The following is a 19,487-nucleotide window of genomic DNA, read 5'->3' as shown; positions in this document are numbered from 1 at the left end:
GTCATTGCTCCGCGTCGAATAGGTCTTGAAGCCCATCCCCAACGAGATTGAAGCCGATCACGAGAATGAAGATCGCGAACCCCGCGCTGATGGACAGCCACCAGTATTCGGGTAGATAGCTCGCGCCTTCGGCAACCATCGTGCCCAGATCCGGCTGGGGCGGAGGGGCGCCAAGCCCCACGAAACTCAGGCTTGCACCGAGCAGCACGACAAGGCCCATGTCTATGCTGGCCTTGGTCAGCAGGGAGGGAATGCAGTTGGGCAGGATTTCCAGCAATGCGATCCGCGCCTTTGATGCACCGACGAGCTCTGCCGAAAGAACGAAGCCTTCGCGACGGATCGACCAGACGAGATTTCCCACCAAGCGCGCGTACCACGGCCACCAGACGACGGAGACAGCCATCATCGCGACGATCTGCGAGGGGCGGAATAGGCCGATGATCGCCATCGCCAGCAACAGCGAAGGGAGCGAAAGGAAAATGTCGATGACATACATCAGCACGGTTCGCGTCGCCGGGCTTCCATATCCCGCAAGAAGCCCCACGAACGTGCCGAAGCTCACCGCGATGGACAGGACGATGACGGCGAGCAGAAGCGAACTCCTAAAGCCGAAGAGAATGCGCGAAAAAATATCTCGCCCTATCAGGTCGGTGCCTAGGAGGTGCACGCTGCTTGGAGGCTGTCCCATATTTGCGAAGTCGACAAACGTACCGGCGTGCTCGGGAAAAGGGGTGATGTAAGGCGCCAGGACTGCGGCCACGACAACGACGAGAACCGTTGCAGCGCCGATAAGGGAGGCGGGATTGCGCGAATACCGGCGCAGGGCAATGGGGATGGCGAGGCGAGTCGTCATTTGGATCTCCGCGCCCGCAGTTTCGGGTTCACGTAGATGATCACGGCATCGACCAGCGCGTTGATGAGGATGAAAGCCAGGCAAATCACCAGCACGACGGCCGCCACAGCATTGAGATCCTTGCGCAAAACCGCCTCGACCCCGTATTTTGCCATGCCCGGCCACCCGAAAACCGTTTCGACGAGAAAGGCGTTGCCGAGAAGGACGGCGATGTTCATCCCCACGAGGGTCAGCGTCGGCACAAGCGAAGGCCGCATCGCCCAGCGATATGCGATCTGCCGCTCGGAAAACCCGTATGCTCTCGCGAACTCGATAAACGGCCTGGAATAAGTATTGATCATGTTCGTCCTTGTCAGGCGGATCGTCTGCGCCAAGCCGGGCAGGGACAGTGCGAAGGCTGGAAGGATTATGTGCGACAGTGCATCGCCGGCGACCGACCATTGTCCGCGCAGCATCGCATCGACGATCAGCAGTCCCGTAATTGGCGGCGGCTTGGGCACCCCGGTGCTGAGCTGACCGATTGCCGGCAGGAGATCCAGCCAGTAGGAAAACACCAGCATCAGAAGAATGGCCCAGACGAAGTTTGGCATTGCCACGGAGCAAAGGGCGGCCATTCGCGAAAGATTGTCGGGCCAGCGGTCACGATAGCGTGCGCTGACCGCACCAAGCCACAGCCCTCCGATGATCATGATCAGACCGGCCACCAAGACCAGTTCGACCGTGGCAGGCAACGTTGCCGCCAGGTCTGAACTGACTGCCCGGTTTGTGAAAATAGACACACCGAAATCGAGGCGAAGGGCGTTGGTTACAAAGTTATAGTATTGGATGAGCAATGGCTCATCGAGACCCATGTCCAGCCGCAACTGGGCGACCTGCTCGCTTGAAGCGGAAGGGCCGAGCGCCAGCCGTGCCGGGTCCCCCGGAATGGCACGAGCCAATACAAACACAAGTATGGAGACGCCTGTCAGCACCACGATCGCGTGGCCCGACCGACCGGCGATAAAGCGATACCTGCGCAGGATAGACAACATGGATGAGAACTTCCGGAGTTCTTACTAACCGCTAGCGGGCGCACGATTGCGGGCGCCCGACGCGGTGCTTGATGAATCAGGCGCGAGAAATGTCCATCATACGGAACTGGTAGTTTCCGCCCCAGACGGGGATGCTCTGATTAAGATCTTCCAAAGCCGGAGCTTTGAGACGCTTATTCATTGCGACCACGTTTATTCGGTCATAGGCAAATATTGCAGGATACAGATCGGATATTTTCTTTGCCAACTCCTGATAATGCTTTGTCCGCGCCGTCGGATCTAGAATTTCGCGGCCACGCTCCAAAGCCTCGTCGATTTCCGGGTTTTGCAGCCATTGCATGGAGTTGTATGTGCCTGCGGCCGAGGAGTGGTAGGTGGGCCAGAACAACGAGTCGATATCGGGCGTGGTTAGCCCGACATAGAGCATACAGACGTTAGGCGTCGTTTCCGCGGTCGTGATCATTTTCTGGTACTGCGCCCAAGGTGCCGGAGACAACTCCACCTTTATCCCCACTTCAGCCATGCTGCTCTGAAAGAGCAGCGCATATTTTTGGACCTGGGCAAACTCACTTGCCCACAACACGGTCAATGGTGGTGCACCGTCGCCGGCATATTTCGACCGCGCCAGCGCAGCTTTCGCGCCTTCAAGGTCACGCTTCATGATCGGCACGTCCTGGCTGTAGCCCATGGCACCTTGCGGGATAGGACCTCTCGCGGGAATACCGGAGCTTACGCCTGCGATATCCAGCAAGCTGTAGAGAGCCTCATAGTTGAATCCTAGGCTAACGGCGCGGCGGAACTCCAGATCGTCAGTCGGTGCCTTCATCATGTTCAGCTTGAACTGCATCATATCGGTGCCGCGATCTTGGCCGAGTTTCACGCCATCCAATCTCGCCAGTGAGGCCAGGATCTCCGGTGGAAGGCTGACCCTTGTCAGTTCAAGCTCGCCCCGGCTTGCGATTGTGCGAACCGTCGCCGGGTCGATGCTGTAGAGGGTCCGTACCTCGCTTGGAACATCTTCAGCCAATTTGAGGTGGTAGGACGGATACAGGGTGAGGACTGTTTCCTGCTGAGGGTTGTGCTGCGCGAGCGTGTAAGGCCCGGACCCTGCGTCGGCTTGCCCCAGAAACGCCTGCCCATAATCCTTCATGTCGCCATACTGGCCGTCGGCTAAATTAGCCCGGATCAGCGCGCTGTTGACGATCGCCAAGCGGGTAAGGCTGCTGAGGAACGGCGAATAAGGCTCCCGTAGCCGGAAGACGACTTCATAATCGCCGGAACTCTCGACGCTTTCGACAAAGTCGAATAGCGCGGAAAACCCGCGTTTCATTGTCTTGATGCGATTGAGTGAGAAGACGACGTCAGCCGCAGTCAGCTTGGCTCCGTCGTGAAACACCACGTCGTTCCGGAGCGTGAAGGTGTATGCCCGACCGTCTTCGGACGTCGACCATGACTCCGCCAGGGCCGGCAGGATCTGTCCGCCCTGGGCGGGACGGACAAGAAAATCGTACAGGTTAAACATCAAGATCGAGCCCGGAATGTCCGTGGCCCGATGAGGATCAGGATCGCCAACCGTACCGGTTAGTCGCAGTAGCCTTCCGTCTTCCGCTGCTTGCACCTGGAATGGAATCCCAGTGGCTGCAACAGATGCAGCAATACCAAGCCCTCTCAAGAACTGGCGGCGGCTCGATCCTGCATTAAGCGAGTTGCCAGAGCCCAGTGCATTTCTTTGATGCGTCATGGCTTCGTTCCCCATTTAGAGTTTCCTCCCGTCCCAACTTGCCGAGGCAGAGGTTTTGGCGCCACGACCGCAACACAAGGCGGCGCTGTCGGTCGGGTAGGCATTGTCACTCTAACGAGGCACCCAATCATTTCGCAAACGACAAAAAATGTGGCCTTGTGATCAGGAATTTGAATAGATGACAGCGTCTGAGTTGGTTTCTTGCTTAGGAAGCGGGCGAATGAACACACGGTTTTTGGAGACGTTTGTGTGGGTGGCGCGCTTGCGGAGTTTTAGCGCAGCGGCAGAACGGCTTAACAGTACCCAAGCGGCAATCTCGAACCGAATTCGCGCTCTAGAGGCAGAACTCGGGGTGAAGTTGCTGGACCGAAACTCCCGCTCCGTAACGTTGACGCGGGAGGGGCGTGTTGCTTTCGCCAAGGCCCAACGGATCGTAAATTTGGCGTCAGCCTTTGTACTTGACGTGAGCCACCCGGACGCCATCCAGGGCAGCGTTTCGATCGGCATCATAGATACCATCATCCACACTTGGTTTCCGGATTTTGCCAAGTTGATGCGCGAAGCGTTCCCCATGTTGAAATTGAGTTTAACGGTCGATGCAACGCCCAAGCTTTACCAACAGCTTCAACACGGGGAACTTGACTTGGCGTTCGGTGTCGGGAGCGCCGCAAGCGACGGGTTTTATGCGGTCGAACTTGGAACCTTTGATTGCGTGTGGGTCGGCAGTCCGGCTAGTCGTTTTTCCTCCCCGCCTACCTCAATAGCGGATATCGAGGACTGCCCGATTGTGAGTTATTCCGTGGGATCGGTTCCAGACCAATCGTTGAGAGCGCTCCTCGGTAGACACGCCATTCCGTTAGAGAACCGGGTCTTCAATACCAACTCACTTCCGACAATCATCCATCTTGTGCGCGAAGGGGTTGGGATTGCCTACCTTCCCGAATGCATCATTCGTCCCCTGATCAGCTCTAAAGAGCTAATCCTACTACCGATCGGCGAGAAGCTGGCGCCAATGACCTATCACGCGATCTATGCCGGGCATCATGAGGATCCGCTTCCAGAACGAGTGGCGGCGATCGCTCGCGTCGCCAGCAGCAACTATCTCAATGGTTAGTTCCACGCCTTGATAGACCCCTTGCGTCTAATCGCGATCGAAGGCGGATTCGGCTGCCGTACCAGGCCTAATCCGGCCGATTCATCAGTATGTTGCTGCTGCCTGAGCGCTTCAACCAGCGAAAGCGCAAGATGCAGTATCGAATATTTTTTGTTGCTATATAAGCAATATGCGAGAAACCTATTGCATCCAATAGTCAGGTTTGATATCCAAATAGCTAAACATGCGAGCAAAAATTTGCAATATATGCAAAATTGTGCTCGGCCGACGGTCGCGCCAGTCATCTTGAAAATGGTTTGCGCATTGAACAGGAGGTCTTCATTGCAGCGGCAGCAGAACGGTTCACTTGTCACAACGGAATGGCTTGCCGCTCATCTCGACGATCCCGATCTGGTCCTGCTTGACGCATCCTTCAAGCTTCCCGGCGTGGCGCCCACGGCTGAGGAGGATTTTTCCGAACGCCACATTCCCGGCGCCCAATTTTTCGATGTTGATGCGATCGCCGATCACAAGAACCCGCTCCCGCACATGCTTCCGCCTCCGGAGGTCTTTGCCGAGCACTCCTCCGCCTTCGGCATCTCGAATGGACACACGGTGATCATCTACGACACGCCGGGGCTGATGTCGGCAGGCCGCGCCTGGTGGATGTTCCGCACCTTCGGCCATGTGAATGTCGCCATTCTGGATGGCGGGCTCAAAAAATGGCTGGCGGAGGGCCGGCCCGTCACTCACGAAGTGAGGTCTCGCACGCGCGCAAATTTTGTGGCCCGCTTTAACCCTGCGAAGATACGCGACAAAGCGCAGCTGCTCGCCAATCTTTCCACCGGAGCGGAGCAAGTGATTGACGCGCGCTCCGCCGCCCGCTTCCACGCGGAAGAGAAGGAAGCGCGTCCCGGACTTCGGTCCGGCCATATTCCCGGAAGTCTCAATCTTCCCTTCAATCTGATGACCGACCCGGCGACTGGCGAAATGAAATCGCCGCAGGCGCTTCGCGCGGCCTTTCTGCAGGCGGGGCTCGACTTCTCCCGTCCAGCCGTTGCGTCCTGCGGCTCCGGCGTAACGGCATGCGCGCTGGTTTTCGCGCTCCATCTCCTGGGCAAGGAGGATGTAGCCGTCTATGACGGCGCGTGGGCCGAATGGGGACTGCCCGGCTCCACACCGGTTGAGCCCGCATGAATGCGCAAAGCCCGCAAACGGCAAGGGCAGCGGCATTTGAGGCCTTCATGGCTGCCATTCGGCAGGTTCTGCCTGCCGAACGCATTCTCCTCGACCGGTTTTCCCGGATTGCACATGGCACCGACGCCAGCTGCTACAAGCTCGTTCCGGACGCCGTCCTGCTGGTGAATGCCGAGGAAGAAGTTGCGCATGTCTGCCGCGCGGCAAGCGAGAACCGCGTGCCCATCACCTTTCGCGCCGCTGGCACCAGCCTTTCGGGGCAAGCGGTCACGAGCTCCGTCCTTGTAAAGCTGGACCACAATGGGTGGCGCAGTTTTGTTTTTGCGCCGGAAACGAAGCTCGTGAAGGTCGGTCCCGGCATGGTGGGCGGCCACGTCAATGCGCGGCTCGCCCGCTTCGGTCGAAAAATCGGCCCCGATCCGGCATCCATCGGTGCCGCCATGATGGGCGGCATCGCCGCCAACAATTCGAGTGGCATATGCTGCGGCGTCGAACAGAATGCTTATCGCACACTTCACTCCATGCGCATCGTGCTCGCCGACGGCACCTCCTTAAATACGGCCGATCCCGAAAGCCGCGCCGCATTCGCCAAGAGCCATGGCGCGATGCTCGATGCGCTGTCCGCGCTTGCCCGCGAAGTTCAGGAGGACGCCGAACTCGTCGCGCTCATTCGGCGGAAATACGCCATCAAGAACACGACCGGCTATTCGATAAACGCGCTCGTCGACTATGCTGATCCGATCGACATCCTGCAGCACCTCCTGATCGGCTCTGAGGGAACCCTGGCCTTCATGAGCGAGCTTACGCTGGCAACCGTGCCCGATCCAAAGCAGAAGTCAGCGGCACTGATCCTTTTCCGTGACATGCGTGATGCCTGTGCAGCGGCTGCCCGCCTCAAGTCCACCCCCGTCTCGGCTGTCGAACTGATGGATTATGCCTCGCTGCAATCTGTCATCGGCAAGCCCGGCATTCCGCAGTCGTTCGCAAACCTGCCGCAGCAGGTATGCGCGCTCCTGGTCGACCTGCGCGCTGACGACAGCATCCAGCTTCAAGGGCAGGAAAAGGCGGTCGGAGAGGCGCTCCGGGGATTCGATCTGCTCACGCCCATCTCATTCGCGCAGGACGCATCGACCTATGCGAATTATTGGAACGTGCGCAAGGGATTGCTACCGTCAGTCGGCGGCATGAGGCCAACGGGAACCACCGTGATCGTGGAGGATGTCGCGGTTCCCACCGAACATCTCGCAGACGCAGCCATCGCGCTGCGCTGCCTGCTCGATGGCCACGGTTATGCTGATGCCATCGTCTTCGGGCATGCGCTGGACGGAAATTTACATTTCGTCTTTCCACAATCTTTCGAAACGCCGGAGCAGATTGCCCGCTATGCCGCCCTCATGGAGGACGTAACCCGGCTTGTTGCCGTGCGGTTCTCCGGCTCGCTCAAGGCGGAACATGGCACCGGCCGCAATATGGCGCCCTTCGTCGAGCTGGAATGGGGGACGCGCGCATATGAACTGATGCGCCGCATCAAGGCGATTTTCGATCCGAAGGGTGTGCTCAACCCAGGTGTCGTGATTTGCGACGATCCCGGCATACATCTTCGCGATTTGAAGCAACTGCCGTCCGTGAACCCCGTGATCGACAAATGCATTGAATGCGGGTTTTGCGAGCCGGTTTGTCCTTCGCGCGCCCTTTCTCTCACGCCCCGCCAGCGCATCGCCGCGACGCGCGCCATGGCGGGAAGGGAAGGGGAGACCGGTCCCTTTGCGGCGTCCTACGCCTATCAGGCGGTGGAAACCTGCGCCGGAGACGGCCTGTGCGCGCGCAACTGTCCGGTGGGCATCGACACGGGCGAGATGATGCGCCTCCAGCGCGCAAGGAAACACGGTGCGGTAGCAAAATTTGTGGCGCGGCAGGTGCGGAAACATCTCCCGCTCGTCATGAGCTGCGCGCGGGGTGCCTTGCGTTTTGCGGATATGGCGCATGCCCTGCTTGGCCCGTCGGCGCTGGAAAGGCTTGCGCGGATGCTCCGTATCGTCACAGGGGGCCTTGTGCCGCCCTGGACGCGGTTCATGCCGCGGCCGGCCGCGGCTCCCCCGCGGATCGGGAAAGCACCCTCGTCCTCGCGCCCGAGGGTCGTGCTCTTTGCCAGCTGCGTGAGTTCGGTGATGGGGCCGGCAAGAGGCGCTCCACACCGTGAGGAGCTTTGGCATGTGATGAAGCTCCTTTTGGAGCGTGCTGGCTACGAGGTCGACTTGGTGGGCGCCACAAAGGCTGGCTGCTGCGGCATGCCTTTCCGCGGCAAAGGCTTCTTCGAAGAAGCCGCGGGAAGCGTTGCCCGTCTCAAAGCCGTGCTTGTGGAGGCCAGTCGTGGCGGCGCCGATCCGATCATCTGCGATACGAGCCCCTGCGCGGCCACCCTGCTTTCCTCCCATGAAGGAGGTGGCCTGCGGATACTGGATACCGGTGAAGGCTTGGAACAGATGGTATTGCCCAAGCTGAAGCTTCATCAAAAGGCGGAAAAGGTCGCGCTTCATGTCGCCTGCAGCACACGCAAGCTCGGCAAGGACACGCAGCTCGTTCGCCTGGCGGCCGCCTGTGCCGAGCAACTCGTGATCCCCGAGGAAATCGAATGCTGCGGCTTTGCGGGCGACAAGGGCTTCAACAGGCCCGAACTCAATACCAGTGCGCTGCGGCTCCTCCGTGAGCAGATTCCGGACGATTGCAATGCGGGTTACTCCACCAGCCGGACCTGCGAGATCGGGTTGTCGGCTCATTCGGGTCGTCACTACCAATCCATCGCTTATCTGCTGGAATGGTGCAGCCGGCCGGAAGAACAGCGCGATGCGCAAGCCGACGAAACGGCCCCCCTGCACGTTGATCTTTTTGAGCCCCGCCCGTGACGCCGTTGACTTCACCTGTGAAGGATCTTCCCATCAGGAAAATGGCTGCCCTCGATCAGGCGATCGCGGAGATTTCCGCATGGGAGACTTCCGTGCCGACCGACCTGAAGGCTTTCAAGCTGCGGGAGAATGCGGAAACCTTCGCGGAAGGTGAACATGCGGCGATTATCGGGCCGATGCCGGATCGCGGCCCCGCAACGGGCGTTGTTTTATATCGGGGGACTCTGGCGGGTTCATGGGGAACGCCCCAACGTCCCGACATCGCCTTCAGCGTGACTAAAGCTGCGCTCGCGACAATGGCTGGTCTTGCGCTGGGAGAAGGGCTGATCCCCGCGCTCGACAGTCGTGTCAGCGAGGTCGTGCCGCTTCAGGAATTTGCCGAAAATCCCAACAAGGACATTACCTGGCGGCACCTGCTTACTTTCACCAGCGAATGGCGGGGCAAGCTCTGGGGCATTCCCGACAGCATCGATTGGAACCGTGCCGTGCCGTCGCGGCCCGGCGCGCCGGCCAAGGGCAGTCACCGCCGCCTGCGCGATCCGGGCGAATATTGGGAGTTCAACGATGTGCGCGTCAATGTGCTGGCGCTCGCGCTCACCCATCTTTGGCGGGAGCCGCTTCCGGACGTGTTCAAGCGTCAAGTGATGGACCCCATCGGAGCGAGCGGGCAATGGCGATGGGGCGGCTATGACAACGCTTTCGCCGCGATTGGTGGCCGGCGTGTGCCGGTTGTGGCCGGCGGGGCCCATTGGGGCGGAGGCTTGGTTATTTCCGCCCTCGACCTCGCCCGGCTTGGATTGCTTTATGTGCGGCGCGGCAGATGCGACGGCCAGGCGATATTTCCCACCTTGTGGCTGGACCTCGTATCGAGCCCAACGGCCCTCAATCCGGATTTCGGCATGATGTGGTGGAACAATTTCCGTGGATCGATTGCCAGCCTGTCGCGCCGGGCCATCTGGTGCTCAGGTATCGCCAATCTGCTGCTGGTGGATCCCGACGAGGATCTGGTGCTGGTCATCCGCTGGCACGATGCGGCGCGCCGGGACCGGATGATCGAGAAGATCGTTCAAGCCCTGGCCGCGGGATCTACGGCGCCGTGAAGGCGTCGGCGACATTCTTGGTGATTCTCGCCGCCGCTTCGATATCTTCGCTTGCAAGCCGAACGCTCGGGGCGGCTACGCTCAAGGCGCCCAGCACCTTGCCCCCGCGGTCGCGGAGAGGCGCAGCGACACAACGCACGCCAAGATGGAACTCCTCATCGTCCCAGGCATAGCCTCTCTCCGCTATAGCTGCGATCTCAGTGGCATAGAGCGCCGGGTCGGCAATCGTCCTCGGCGTATAGGCAGGCAGTTCCCTCGGCACGGATATTCCATGCATCGCGACAAACAGCTTGCCGATGGCCGTACAGTACAAGGGAGCCAGCGTGGGAATGGGCCGGTCCACCTTCAGTTCGCTCGCAGGCACTTCCTTGTCCAGATAAAGCACTTGCCCGTCGACGAGGACTCCCAGATAGACTGCTTCCTGGACCTGTTCGGAGAGGCGCGCGAGCAGCGGGCGAGCGCTCGCCCTGATACCGACGGACAGAACGGCGTGCTCCTGCGCCGCAAGCTTTGGGCCGATGCGGTAACGGCGCCCCGGCATGCGCTCGGCGTAACCTGTCTGCGCAAGCGTCTGCAGGATGCGGGACGCTACGCCCTTGTCGATGGAAAGGCGCGCCGCCAGATCGGTGGTGCGCAACTCCCCCTCCCCACGAAGAATGTCGAGCGCGGCCAGTCCCTTGGACAGGGAGCGCACGGGAGCAGCCTGGAACTCGGCCGGACCTGCATCTGTGGTCACATCCATCGCACTTGGTCCCCGAGGGTTCACTTCTCCGCGCCTTACGGTTTCATTTCGCAGATGAGGCTGCCCGCTGACAATACCCATTCTCCCGCTCATCAATAACCCCTCCCGGGCGGGACAACGCCGGAGAGCTCCCTACCGGCGAGAAAATCCGCGAGATTGGCGACAAGCAGCCGGGAAAGCCGCTCTTCATTGTCTTCCGTCATGCCGGAGACATGGGGTGTAAGCCGAACCTTCGGATGGGTATAGAGCGGGTGTCCGTCTGGCAGCGGCTCGGGAGCCGTGACATCCAGCGTCGCGGCCGAAAGTAAGCCCGAATCAAAGGCGTGGATCAGGGCCTCGTTATCCAGCAGTTGCCCGCGTGCAACATTGATCAGGTGCAGTCCAGGCTTGGCGCTCTGCAACCGCTCCGCGTTTATGATTCCGTGTGTGTCGGCGGTGAGCGGCATGGCCAGCACCAGATGGTCGCTGCGGCGCATCAGGTCGTCCATGTCCGCTGCCGCTTGCACGCCATCCATCTCGAAGCGATTGGTGCGGCTCAATGCAACCACATCCATGTGCAACACCATTGCCGTGCGCGCCACATCCGCGCCAATGGCACCGAAGCCAGCGATGCCCACCGTCTTTCCGGCAACGGATCCCAGGATCTTATGTCTCCATTGCCCGGCGCCGCGTATGCGCTCGTCCCAGAAGCGCTTCTCATGGGCATAGATGGCGCCGATCACATATTCGGCGATCGCCGGGGACTGAACACCGCGCCCGCGTGTGACCAGGGGCACGGCATGGATCCATTCCGGAAAGGTATCGACGCCCGCGGAGGCCACCTGAATCCAGCGCAGGTTGAATGGCCAACCCTCCGGCGCCACGGAGGGAGCGTTGCGCCATTGAGTCTGATAGGTGAAAAGAGCGTCGGCGTCGGCCGGGACCAGCCACGGTTGTTCTTCCAGCGGAACGAGCCGGCACCCGGACACCGCCCCCAGCGCTTCATTCTGCGCAGGCACAAGGCTGCTGGCAATTGTGAAGGGCTTCGACATCGGGCCTCCTTTCTCATGTATCGCCCCGGACGGCCAGACCGGCGCATCCCGCCAATGTCCGATTTCCGGCACCCAGGAGCGATTCGCCATATATTCGCATTGATTTGCGTAATTTGCAAAACATTTGAGAAATTGCGCATGATATTTGACATATAGAGAATTATTGCTAAACATACGGCAATGTTGTTGCTCATGTAGCAAACATACGGACAAAGTGCCAGGACGATTGGGAGGAATTGCATTGGACCGCATTGCAGGAGCTATCGCGGCAAAGCGCCATCCGTTGACGCTCGCTCATCTGTCGATGATCGATGCCGATCCGATTACGCTGGTGAAGGCAGCCGAGGCGGGCGGATTCGATGGCATCGGCCTGCGTGTGCTTCCGCCCAAGGGGACGGTGCTTGCCGGCGAAATCGTGGGGCATCCCGCTGTCGTGACGGAGGTCCGGGGAATGCTCCGCGATTCCGGTTTGGCTCTCTATGACGCCGAATCCTTCAGCCTTCGTCCGGAGACCGACATTCGCGCCGATTATGAGCCGGCTCTGGCGACGGTTGCCGAACTCGAAGGGCGGGCCGTTCTGACCTCCGTCGTGGACCCAGATCCGGCACGCGCCTTCGAAAAATACTGCGAATTGTGCGATCTTGGCGCCATCTACGGCCTGAAGGTCGGGCTCGAATACATCTCTTTCCGCGATCTGCGCACATTGGCGGAGGCGCTCGCCTACGTAGAGCGCTCTGGAAAGAGCAATGCGGGTGTCATTGTCGATGCGCTGCATCATAGCCGCGTGGGCGGCTCGCCCGACGAGCTTGCGACGGTAAACCCCGCATGCCTGGCTTATGCGCAGATATGCGATGCTGTTGCCGAAATCCCTGCCGGAAATGACGGATTGCTTGCCGAAGCGCGCACGGGCCGGCTGCTGCCGGGTGACGGAAGCCTGTGGCTCAAGGATTGGGTCATCGCCCTTCCCCCGATGCTCCCCATAAGCGTGGAAGCCCCCGTTGCCGCGCTCGCCGGGATGACACCGGTCGAGCGGGGCCGCGTCATAGGCGAGAAGGCGCGGGGCTTTCTCGCGGACTGTGACCAACCCGTGGCGTTTTGAGCGGTTCGTCCGCCAACTGGAGAAGCTGCTATGAATCTCATCGACCTGAAGGGGCGAAAGGCGATTATCACCGGAGGATCGGGTGGCATCGGGCTGGCCGTGGCGCGGCGCATGATCGCCTCGGGGGCCGAAGTCGCGCTCTGGGACCTTGCATCCGAGAGTCTCCGGCAAGCCAAAGCGGAACTGGACAACGTCGCAACCGTCAGCGTGGACGTCACCAGCGAAAGCGACGTCGAGCGTGCGACGCAGGAGACGGCGGCCAAGCTGGGAGGCATCGACATTCTGGTCAACGCGGCGGGGATCGGCGGGGTGCGCAGCACCGTGGCGCAATATCCGGTCGAGGCCTGGCGCAAGATCATAGAGGTGAACCTGACTGGCACGTTCCTATGCTGCCGTTCGGTCGTGCGCGAAATGGAAAAGACCGGCTACGGGCGCATCGTGAACATTTCCTCGATCGCCGGAAAGGAGGGGAACCCCTTCGGTTCAGCCTACTCGGCTGCCAAGGCTGCAGTGATCTCGCTGACGAAATCACTCGCCAAGGAACTGCTCGCGACGGAGATCCGCGTCAATTGCGTGACGCCCGCCGCCGTCGAGACGGAGCTGTTCCAAAAGATGTCGCCGGAATCCCAGAGCGCCTCGCGTGAGCGCATTCCGCTGGGGCGGCTTGGCCGTCCCGAGGAAATCGCAGCGATGATTGTCTGGATGTGCTCCGAGGAGTGCTCCTTCACCACCGGCGCCGTCTTCGACCTGTCGGGCGGCCGCGCGACCTACTGATTTTCACATAAGGAGAATGAGATGATCGATTGGAAGAATTATCGGGCCGAAGTGAAGGAACGGGTGGGCGAGATGCGCACGCTGGTTCCGGAGGTGATGAAGGGCTATGGCACGCTCGCCGTATCCGGGGAAAAGTCCGTCCACCTCGATGCCAAGACCCGCGAGCTCATTTCCCTCGCCGTAGCCGTGACCACGCGCTGCGACGGCTGCATCGCCAGCCATGTGGAAGCAGCGTTGAAGCTTGGCACCAGCAAGGAAGAACTGGCTGAAGCGCTGGGTGTTGCGATCGCCATGAATGCAGGCGCCGCCCTCGTCTATTCCGCGCGCACCCTCGATGCGTTCGAGAACATGAAGGGCTGATGCCTTTCCCGCACTTTCTGAATCCGTGAAAAGATGGATGACCAATGCATTATAGCGTGAGGCTACTCACCCTCGAGCCTGGACAGGTCCCCGCCAAAGTCGATGCCATTGGCACGGCTCTCCAAAAGCTGGGCCTGCAGGGGCGCCTGCAAGCTTGCCTCTATTCCGAAGTCGGCACGCTCAATCGCGTGCTGCTGCTGCATGCACATGAGGAGCGCGACATCCTCGCGGCAGATCAGGAGAAGGTCATCGCCGCGCGCGATGCTTTCGGCGTTGCGGATGTGCTGCAAGCCTCCACATTTGACCTGTTCACCGGCTTTGCCGGGCACGAGCCTCTGCCGGCGGGTAAGCATGGGCGCATTTACGAGGTTCGCACCTATCATATCCTTGCCAGCGGGGTGGAGCCGACGCAGGCTGCATGGGCGAAGGTCCTGCGCGAGCGCCTGGAAATTTCCAAGCTGCTGGCCGTGATGTACTCGACCACCGGCAAGCCGCGCTTCATGCATTTCTGGCCTTACGCATCTTTCGAGGAAAGATTGCTTTTGCGCGCAAAAGCGGTCGAGCGGGGCGTGTGGCCACCGCCGGGCGGCATATCGCAAATAACGTCCATGCAGTCTGAACTCTTTTTTCCAGCGGCTTTCTCGCCGGCCGCCTGATCCGGCGCGCTGGAACTGGCTGGGAGGAACGGAGACAATTCGGGAGGCGAACTATGGAAGCTGGTTCAAGGCGACCGTCAGCAACGCTGCACGCGTCAGCCACGCTCGGTTTCTTCTGCATAATGGTTGGAGCGGGCGCAGCATGGATCGCCCGGGGTTATCCCTACGGTACCCTCACAGCGATGGGGCCCGGCTTCGTCCCGACAGCAGTCGCATTCCTCCTCATCGCACTCGGCGTGGCCATCCTCCTGTTCGACCGCTCCGCTCCGGGTCCCTCACAAGGCCCGGAAGCAAACGGCGCCGCGCAACCTGTTCAAGTGTTCGCCGGCGTTCTTCGCGGAATGTTTTTCGTCCTCGGCGGAATTATCTTCTTCGGCCTGTCGCTGCGCAGTTTCGGCCTCGCGTTCAGCACTTTTGTCCTCGTGATCGTCGTCAGCCTTGCGCAGCGCGGGGCGCGCCCGTTGCCGACACTGCTATTGGCAACTGCGATCACCCTCGGCGCCTGCGTGGTGTTCGTTCTTCTTCTCGGCCTTCAAATCCCGTTATTCCCGAGGTTCTGAGATGCTAGACCACACGACAATCCTCGACGGAATAGCGCTCGGCCTATCGGTGGCAGTCCACCCGACCAATCTCCTGTTCGCTTTCTTAGGGTGCCTGATCGGCACGCTCGTGGGTGTCTTGCCGGGTCTCGGACCCACGGCGACTATCGCCATTCTTCTGCCCATCACCTACACGCTCTCGCCGGTAACAGGCCTTATCACCCTGGCTGGCATCTATTATGGGGCGCAGTACGGTGGCTCGACCACCTCCATCCTGCTGCGCCTTCCGGGCGAGGCTTCCTCGGTGATCACGGCGCTCGACGGCTATGGCATGACCCGCAAGGGAAGGGGAGGCGCCGCGCTCACCATTGCCGCCGTCGGGTCGTTCTTCGCCGGCACGGTGGGCACCTTGTTCATCGCCGTCTTCGCGCCCGTTCTTTCGGTCGTGGTGCTGAAATTCGGCGCACCCGAATATTTCATGCTGATGGTGATCGGTCTGGTCGCTTCGGTCATCCTTGCTCAGGGGTCTGTCCTACGCGCCCTGGCAATGATCATGATCGGCCTGCTGCTGGGGATGGTGGGGACCGACATGAATTCCGGGCAGTACCGCTATACGTTCGGTTCCTACGAGCTTCTCCAAGGCATCCCCTTCTTGCCTCTGGTGGTGGGCCTGTTCGGCATCGCTGACATTCTCGTTGCGGTGGAACGATATGTGCGCGACGAAACGGTCCCAACGATCAGCCGCATATCGAGCCTGTGGCCGAACTCCGAGGAGGTGCGCAAGGCGGTCCCCGCCTCTTTACGGGGCACCGTGATCGGCTTGTTCCTTGGCCTTCTGCCTGGCGGCGGTGCGCTGATGAGCTCCTTTGTGGCCTACTCTGTCGAGAAGCGGTTCTCCAAGACGCCGGAAGGATTTGGCGACGGGGATCCGGCAGGGGTGGCCGCGCCGGAATCCGCAAACAATGCTGGCTCGCAGACCGCCTTTCTCCCGCTCCTGACCTTGGGCTTGCCGTCCAATGCGGTGATGGCGCTGATGACGGGCGCGATGCTCATTCAGGGCATCGTGCCCGGACCGCAGATCATGACCAAGCAGCCCGATCTTTTCTGGGGGCTGATCGCTTCCATGTGGATCGGCAATCTGATGCTACTGGTCATCAACCTGCCACTGGTCGGCCTGTGGGTACAGCTGCTCAAGATCCGCTACCGCATGCTGTTCCCCGTCATCATCGTTGTCAGCCTGATCGGTATCTATGGCGTCAATTTCTCCACCTTTGACATCTTCCTGACGGCGCTGTTCGGATTGTTCGGTTACCTGATGCACAAATGGCGCTGCGAGCCCGCGCCGCTGATTCTCGCCTTCGTCCTCGGCCCCATGATGGAGCAGTATTTCCGCCGCGCCCTGCTCATTGGCCGCGGCGACCTCGGCATCTTCATCGATCGCCCCATCAGCCTGGCCATGCTGGTCATTCTCATCGGTCTCTTCATCAGCCTGGCCGCACCTCACTTCCGATCGTTCCGCAGGGAGGCTTTTTCGGAATGATCGTGATCAACCGTCCCATACGGACACAACAGGAGGAAACGAAAAAATGATTTATGCGCTTTCACGCCGCTCCTTCATGATCGGCGCTGCGGGTGCGGCGATTGCAGCCGCGACCCCGTTCCGTAGCTTCGCCGAGGACTATCCGGCCAAGGACATCACCTATCTCATTCCCTACAACCCGGGAGGCATGAGCGACAACATCTCCCGTATCCTCGGCGAGCAGATCACAAAGATTACTGGAAAGAGCGTCATCAACGAGTATAAGCCCGGGGCGGGGGGCGCCATCGCTGCCAATTACTATGTCGGGCTGGAGCCGGACGGCTACACATTGATGCAGGCCACCAACTCCTTCTACGCGATCATACCGGCCGTCACGAAAGTGGAATACGATCCTGTGAACGACATCGTGCCCGTGGTTCTCGTGGGCGATGCGCCGATGGTAATCGCCGTTCACCCGAGCGTGCCGGCCAACAACCTGCAGGAACTCATCGCCTACGCAAAGGAAAATCCCGGCGTCCTGTCCTACGGCACCTCAGGCCGCGGGACCGTTGCGCATTTGTGCGGGGAATGGTTGAGCCGTCGCGGCGGTATAGAGATCTTGCACGTCCCATACAATGGTACGCCTGAAGCCATGCAGGCCTGCATCTCGAATGAAGTGCAGATAATGTTCGGCCCCGAGAGCGCACCCCAGATCGAGGCGGGCACGCTGAAGGGCATCGCCATCATGGGCGACAGGCGCTGGGAAGAGATGCCGGATCTGCCCACGACGGTCGAGTCCGGCGTCCCGGGGTGGGCGCCGCGCAGCTGGCACACGGTATCGGTCCATGCCAAGGCGCCGGACGAGATCAAGCAGGCGATCGGTAAGTTGCTCAACGGCATCCTGCAGCAGCCGGAAATTACCAAGCGGATTTCCGGCCTTGGTCTTATTCCCGGAAACCAGGATCTCGCAGCGGTACGTAAGCGTGCCGATGAAGACGCGGCCGAATTCGGCAAGCTTATCGACGAGGCGGGTTTGCGGGCAAAGTGACTGCATACTCGCAGATCGACTAAAGGGGTGGACTGATGGGCCCTGACGTGATGCTCGCGCGAGCATCACGTGCCAGGGAGCTCGCGACCTCGACCTTCTCGCGGCAGGAAATACCGCCACCAAGCTGCGGGCTCTCCAGCGACCGCGAGAAGGGGCATGATCTCGATGATCTTTCCCACGCCTTCTTGTGCTTAGGAGGCGATATTGCACAGTTATCGAACTGTTCAGATGCTATTTTCAGTTTGCTGGCTGATCGATATCCCGGGACCAAGCCGGATAAAATCACTTTGTTCACGATTTGATCTTATCTTCCTTGAGGGAATCATCTAGGCTGCCGCCTATGAACGATGTGAGTCCGCTTTTTTCCGTTCCTGTGCTCCGGTTGGGAGCGACAGCCTTCTCGCTGGGCGAATTGCTGTTTGCCGCAGGCTTGTCTCTTTTTTTCCTGATCCTGCTGCTCGTTGTGTCGCTCTGGCGCAGCAGCCGGGTCCGCGCCCTTGCCGAAGCGGAGGCCGCCGCCCGGGCGCGGGAGGCTGAGGCGCGCCTGGCGGAGCTGGCGAGGACTCAGGCCGAGCTGCAAGGCCGCATGGGCACCATCGCGGAAGTTTTCGGCAGCCGCCAGGCGGAGCTGACGAAGGCGATTTCAGAACGGCTGGACGGCATGACCTCGCGCCTTGGCCAATCAATCACGGAACAGACGAAATCCACGCACGAGAATCTGGCCAAGCTTCAGGAGCGCCTTGCCGTCATTGATACGGCGCAGAACAATATCCAGTCGCTGGCAGGCCAGGTGGTGCAGCTTCAGCAGATCCTCTCCAACAAGCAGACGCGTGGCGCCTTCGGGCAATCGCGAATGGAGGCGATCGTCGCCGATGGCTTGCCGCAAGGGGCTTACGAGTTCCAGGCCACGCTCTCGAACGGCAGCCGGCCGGACTGTCTCGTACGGATGCCGAACGGTGCGCCATCGCTGGTGATCGACGCGAAATTCCCGCTGGAGGCGTGGAACGCCATCCGGGCCGCTGCGGAAGGGGAAGGCGGGCCTGAGGCGCGGCGCTTCGCAGAGTCTGCCTTTCGGCGTGATGTGGAGGTGCACGTCAAGGCCATCGCGGAAAAGTATCTTCTGCCCGGCGAAACGCAGGACACGGCCTTCATGTTCGTGCCATCGGAATCGATCTTCGCCGAGATCCACGAGAATTTCGAAGCGCTGGTGCAGCGGGCGCATCGGGCGCGCGTGGTCATCGTTTCCCCGTCACTTCTGATGCTCTCGATCCAGGTGATCCAGGCGGTGCTGAAGGACGCGCGCATGCGCGAGCAGGCGCATCTGATCCAGGCGGAAGTGGTGAAGTTGATGCAGGACGTTTCACGCCTTGACGACCGTGTGCGCAAGCTTCAGGGGCATTTCCTGCAGGCCAACAAGGATGTCGACCTGATCCTCACCTCGACCGACAAGGTGGTCAAGCGCGGCGCGAAGATCGAGGCGCTGGAGCTGGGTGCGGAACCGGGCAAGGCACTCGACGCGCCGGACGAAGATGACGAGAGGAGCGCTGCGTTGGGTGGCTCGGGATCGCTGCGGCTGCGGGTGGTGGAGGAGTGAGGGCTGTTTTGTTATCTCGGCGCTCTTGATCTGCATTCAGGCATGGATCCTCGAGTCAAGCCGAGGATGACAAAGGCATGGGGCGCATCCGCCAATCGCCTTTGTTGGAGATTGCGGAAACCTCTCCTATTTCGTCATCCTCGGGCTTGACTCGAGGATCCATGCCTGAACGGTGAAGCGCCGCAGCGAAACCAGCCCCCTATATGC

Annotated in this window: 18 protein-coding genes; 13 read left to right on the top strand and 5 right to left on the bottom strand. The window is 60.5% G+C overall.

Going from position 1 to position 19,487, the window contains the following annotated elements; all coding sequences use genetic code 11:
• Nucleotide 1 precedes the first annotated feature (1 nt).
• The 3 genes from GNP00_RS05545 to GNP00_RS05535 all read right to left on the bottom strand — a co-directional run bounded on the left by GNP00_RS05545 (nucleotide 2) and on the right by GNP00_RS05535 (nucleotide 3,640).
• On the bottom strand, nucleotides 2–853 hold the full coding sequence (locus tag GNP00_RS05545) for an ABC transporter permease (protein WP_011579748.1): 852 nt from the start codon (nucleotides 851–853) through the stop codon (nucleotides 2–4).
• Nucleotides 850–1,884 (bottom strand): ABC transporter permease, encoded by a 1,035-nt coding sequence (locus tag GNP00_RS05540; protein ID WP_011579749.1) that lies wholly within the window; start codon nucleotides 1,882–1,884, stop codon nucleotides 850–852. The genes GNP00_RS05545 and GNP00_RS05540 overlap by 4 nt, the downstream gene beginning before the upstream one ends.
• A gap of 76 nt (nucleotides 1,885–1,960) precedes the next feature.
• Nucleotides 1,961–3,640 (bottom strand): ABC transporter substrate-binding protein, encoded by a 1,680-nt coding sequence (locus GNP00_RS05535; RefSeq protein WP_011579750.1) that lies wholly within the window; start codon nucleotides 3,638–3,640, stop codon nucleotides 1,961–1,963.
• Nucleotides 3,641–3,845: 205 nt separating this feature from the next.
• Between GNP00_RS05535 and GNP00_RS05530 the strand changes: the two genes are divergently transcribed.
• From GNP00_RS05530 to GNP00_RS05515, 4 genes are all read left to right on the top strand, one after another.
• Nucleotides 3,846–4,739, top strand: coding sequence for a LysR family transcriptional regulator (locus GNP00_RS05530; protein WP_041544439.1), 894 nt, complete (start codon nucleotides 3,846–3,848; stop codon nucleotides 4,737–4,739).
• A 321-nt stretch (nucleotides 4,740–5,060) separates the two neighbouring features.
• Nucleotides 5,061–5,915 carry a 3-mercaptopyruvate sulfurtransferase gene (gene sseA, locus GNP00_RS05525; protein ID WP_011579752.1) on the top strand — a complete coding sequence of 285 codons (855 nt, stop codon included), beginning with the start codon at nucleotides 5,061–5,063 and terminating at the stop codon, nucleotides 5,913–5,915.
• 47 nt (nucleotides 5,916–5,962) lie between these two features.
• Nucleotides 5,963–8,818, top strand: coding sequence for an FAD-binding and (Fe-S)-binding domain-containing protein (locus GNP00_RS05520; RefSeq protein ID WP_011579753.1), 2,856 nt, complete (start codon nucleotides 5,963–5,965; stop codon nucleotides 8,816–8,818).
• Nucleotides 8,819–8,859: 41 nt separating this feature from the next.
• Nucleotides 8,860–9,918 (top strand): serine hydrolase domain-containing protein, encoded by a 1,059-nt coding sequence (locus tag GNP00_RS05515; RefSeq protein ID WP_246259194.1) that lies wholly within the window; start codon nucleotides 8,860–8,862, stop codon nucleotides 9,916–9,918.
• Here GNP00_RS05515 and GNP00_RS05510 read toward each other — a convergent pair.
• On the bottom strand, nucleotides 9,905–10,660 hold the full coding sequence (locus GNP00_RS05510; RefSeq protein WP_011579755.1) for an IclR family transcriptional regulator: 756 nt from the start codon (nucleotides 10,658–10,660) through the stop codon (nucleotides 9,905–9,907). The two genes, GNP00_RS05515 and GNP00_RS05510, sit on opposite strands and share 14 nt — an antisense overlap.
• Before the next feature lie 92 nt (nucleotides 10,661–10,752).
• The gene (locus GNP00_RS05505) at nucleotides 10,753–11,691 is read right to left on the bottom strand and encodes a D-isomer specific 2-hydroxyacid dehydrogenase family protein (RefSeq protein WP_011579756.1); all 939 of its coding nucleotides are present in this window, start codon (nucleotides 11,689–11,691) and stop codon (nucleotides 10,753–10,755) included.
• 241 nt (nucleotides 11,692–11,932) lie between these two features.
• Here GNP00_RS05505 and GNP00_RS05500 point away from each other — a divergent pair, with 241 nt between their 5' ends.
• Genes GNP00_RS05500 through GNP00_RS05460 form a run of 9 tightly spaced genes read left to right on the top strand, consistent with a single transcriptional unit; the run spans nucleotide 11,933 to nucleotide 19,280 of the window.
• Nucleotides 11,933–12,790 carry a sugar phosphate isomerase/epimerase family protein gene (locus GNP00_RS05500; protein WP_011579757.1) on the top strand — a complete coding sequence of 286 codons (858 nt, stop codon included), beginning with the start codon at nucleotides 11,933–11,935 and terminating at the stop codon, nucleotides 12,788–12,790.
• A gap of 30 nt (nucleotides 12,791–12,820) precedes the next feature.
• Nucleotides 12,821–13,564, top strand: coding sequence for an SDR family NAD(P)-dependent oxidoreductase (locus tag GNP00_RS05495; RefSeq protein ID WP_011579758.1), 744 nt, complete (start codon nucleotides 12,821–12,823; stop codon nucleotides 13,562–13,564).
• A gap of 21 nt (nucleotides 13,565–13,585) precedes the next feature.
• Nucleotides 13,586–13,924 carry a carboxymuconolactone decarboxylase family protein gene (locus GNP00_RS05490; RefSeq protein WP_011579759.1) on the top strand — a complete coding sequence of 113 codons (339 nt, stop codon included), beginning with the start codon at nucleotides 13,586–13,588 and terminating at the stop codon, nucleotides 13,922–13,924.
• Between the two features lie 44 nt (nucleotides 13,925–13,968).
• Nucleotides 13,969–14,580 (top strand): NIPSNAP family protein, encoded by a 612-nt coding sequence (locus tag GNP00_RS05485; protein WP_011579760.1) that lies wholly within the window; start codon nucleotides 13,969–13,971, stop codon nucleotides 14,578–14,580.
• A gap of 53 nt (nucleotides 14,581–14,633) precedes the next feature.
• Complete coding sequence (locus GNP00_RS05480) at nucleotides 14,634–15,140, top strand: tripartite tricarboxylate transporter TctB family protein (protein WP_011579761.1); 507 nt, start codon at nucleotides 14,634–14,636, stop codon at nucleotides 15,138–15,140.
• A 1-nt stretch (nucleotide 15,141) separates the two neighbouring features.
• Nucleotides 15,142–16,659, top strand: coding sequence for a tripartite tricarboxylate transporter permease (locus GNP00_RS05475; protein ID WP_011579762.1), 1,518 nt, complete (start codon nucleotides 15,142–15,144; stop codon nucleotides 16,657–16,659).
• A 46-nt stretch (nucleotides 16,660–16,705) separates the two neighbouring features.
• Nucleotides 16,706–17,686: a Bug family tripartite tricarboxylate transporter substrate binding protein gene (locus GNP00_RS05470; RefSeq protein ID WP_011579763.1), complete on the top strand. Its 981-nt coding sequence runs from the start codon at nucleotides 16,706–16,708 to the stop codon at nucleotides 17,684–17,686.
• 35 nt (nucleotides 17,687–17,721) lie between these two features.
• A complete protein-coding gene (locus tag GNP00_RS05465) occupies nucleotides 17,722–17,988 on the top strand; it encodes a hypothetical protein (RefSeq protein ID WP_011579764.1) in 267 nt (88 codons plus the stop codon).
• 38 nt (nucleotides 17,989–18,026) lie between these two features.
• Nucleotides 18,027–19,280 carry a DNA recombination protein RmuC gene (locus GNP00_RS05460; RefSeq protein ID WP_011579765.1) on the top strand — a complete coding sequence of 418 codons (1,254 nt, stop codon included), beginning with the start codon at nucleotides 18,027–18,029 and terminating at the stop codon, nucleotides 19,278–19,280.
• The last annotated feature ends 207 nt before the right edge of the window (nucleotides 19,281–19,487 follow it).

The organism is Chelativorans multitrophicus (assembly GCF_011317445.1).
Classification (GTDB): Bacteria; Pseudomonadota; Alphaproteobacteria; order Rhizobiales; family Rhizobiaceae; genus Chelativorans; species Chelativorans multitrophicus.
The sequence above is the reverse complement of the archived record's forward strand: the minus strand, read 5'-3'. Positions and strand labels throughout refer to the sequence as shown.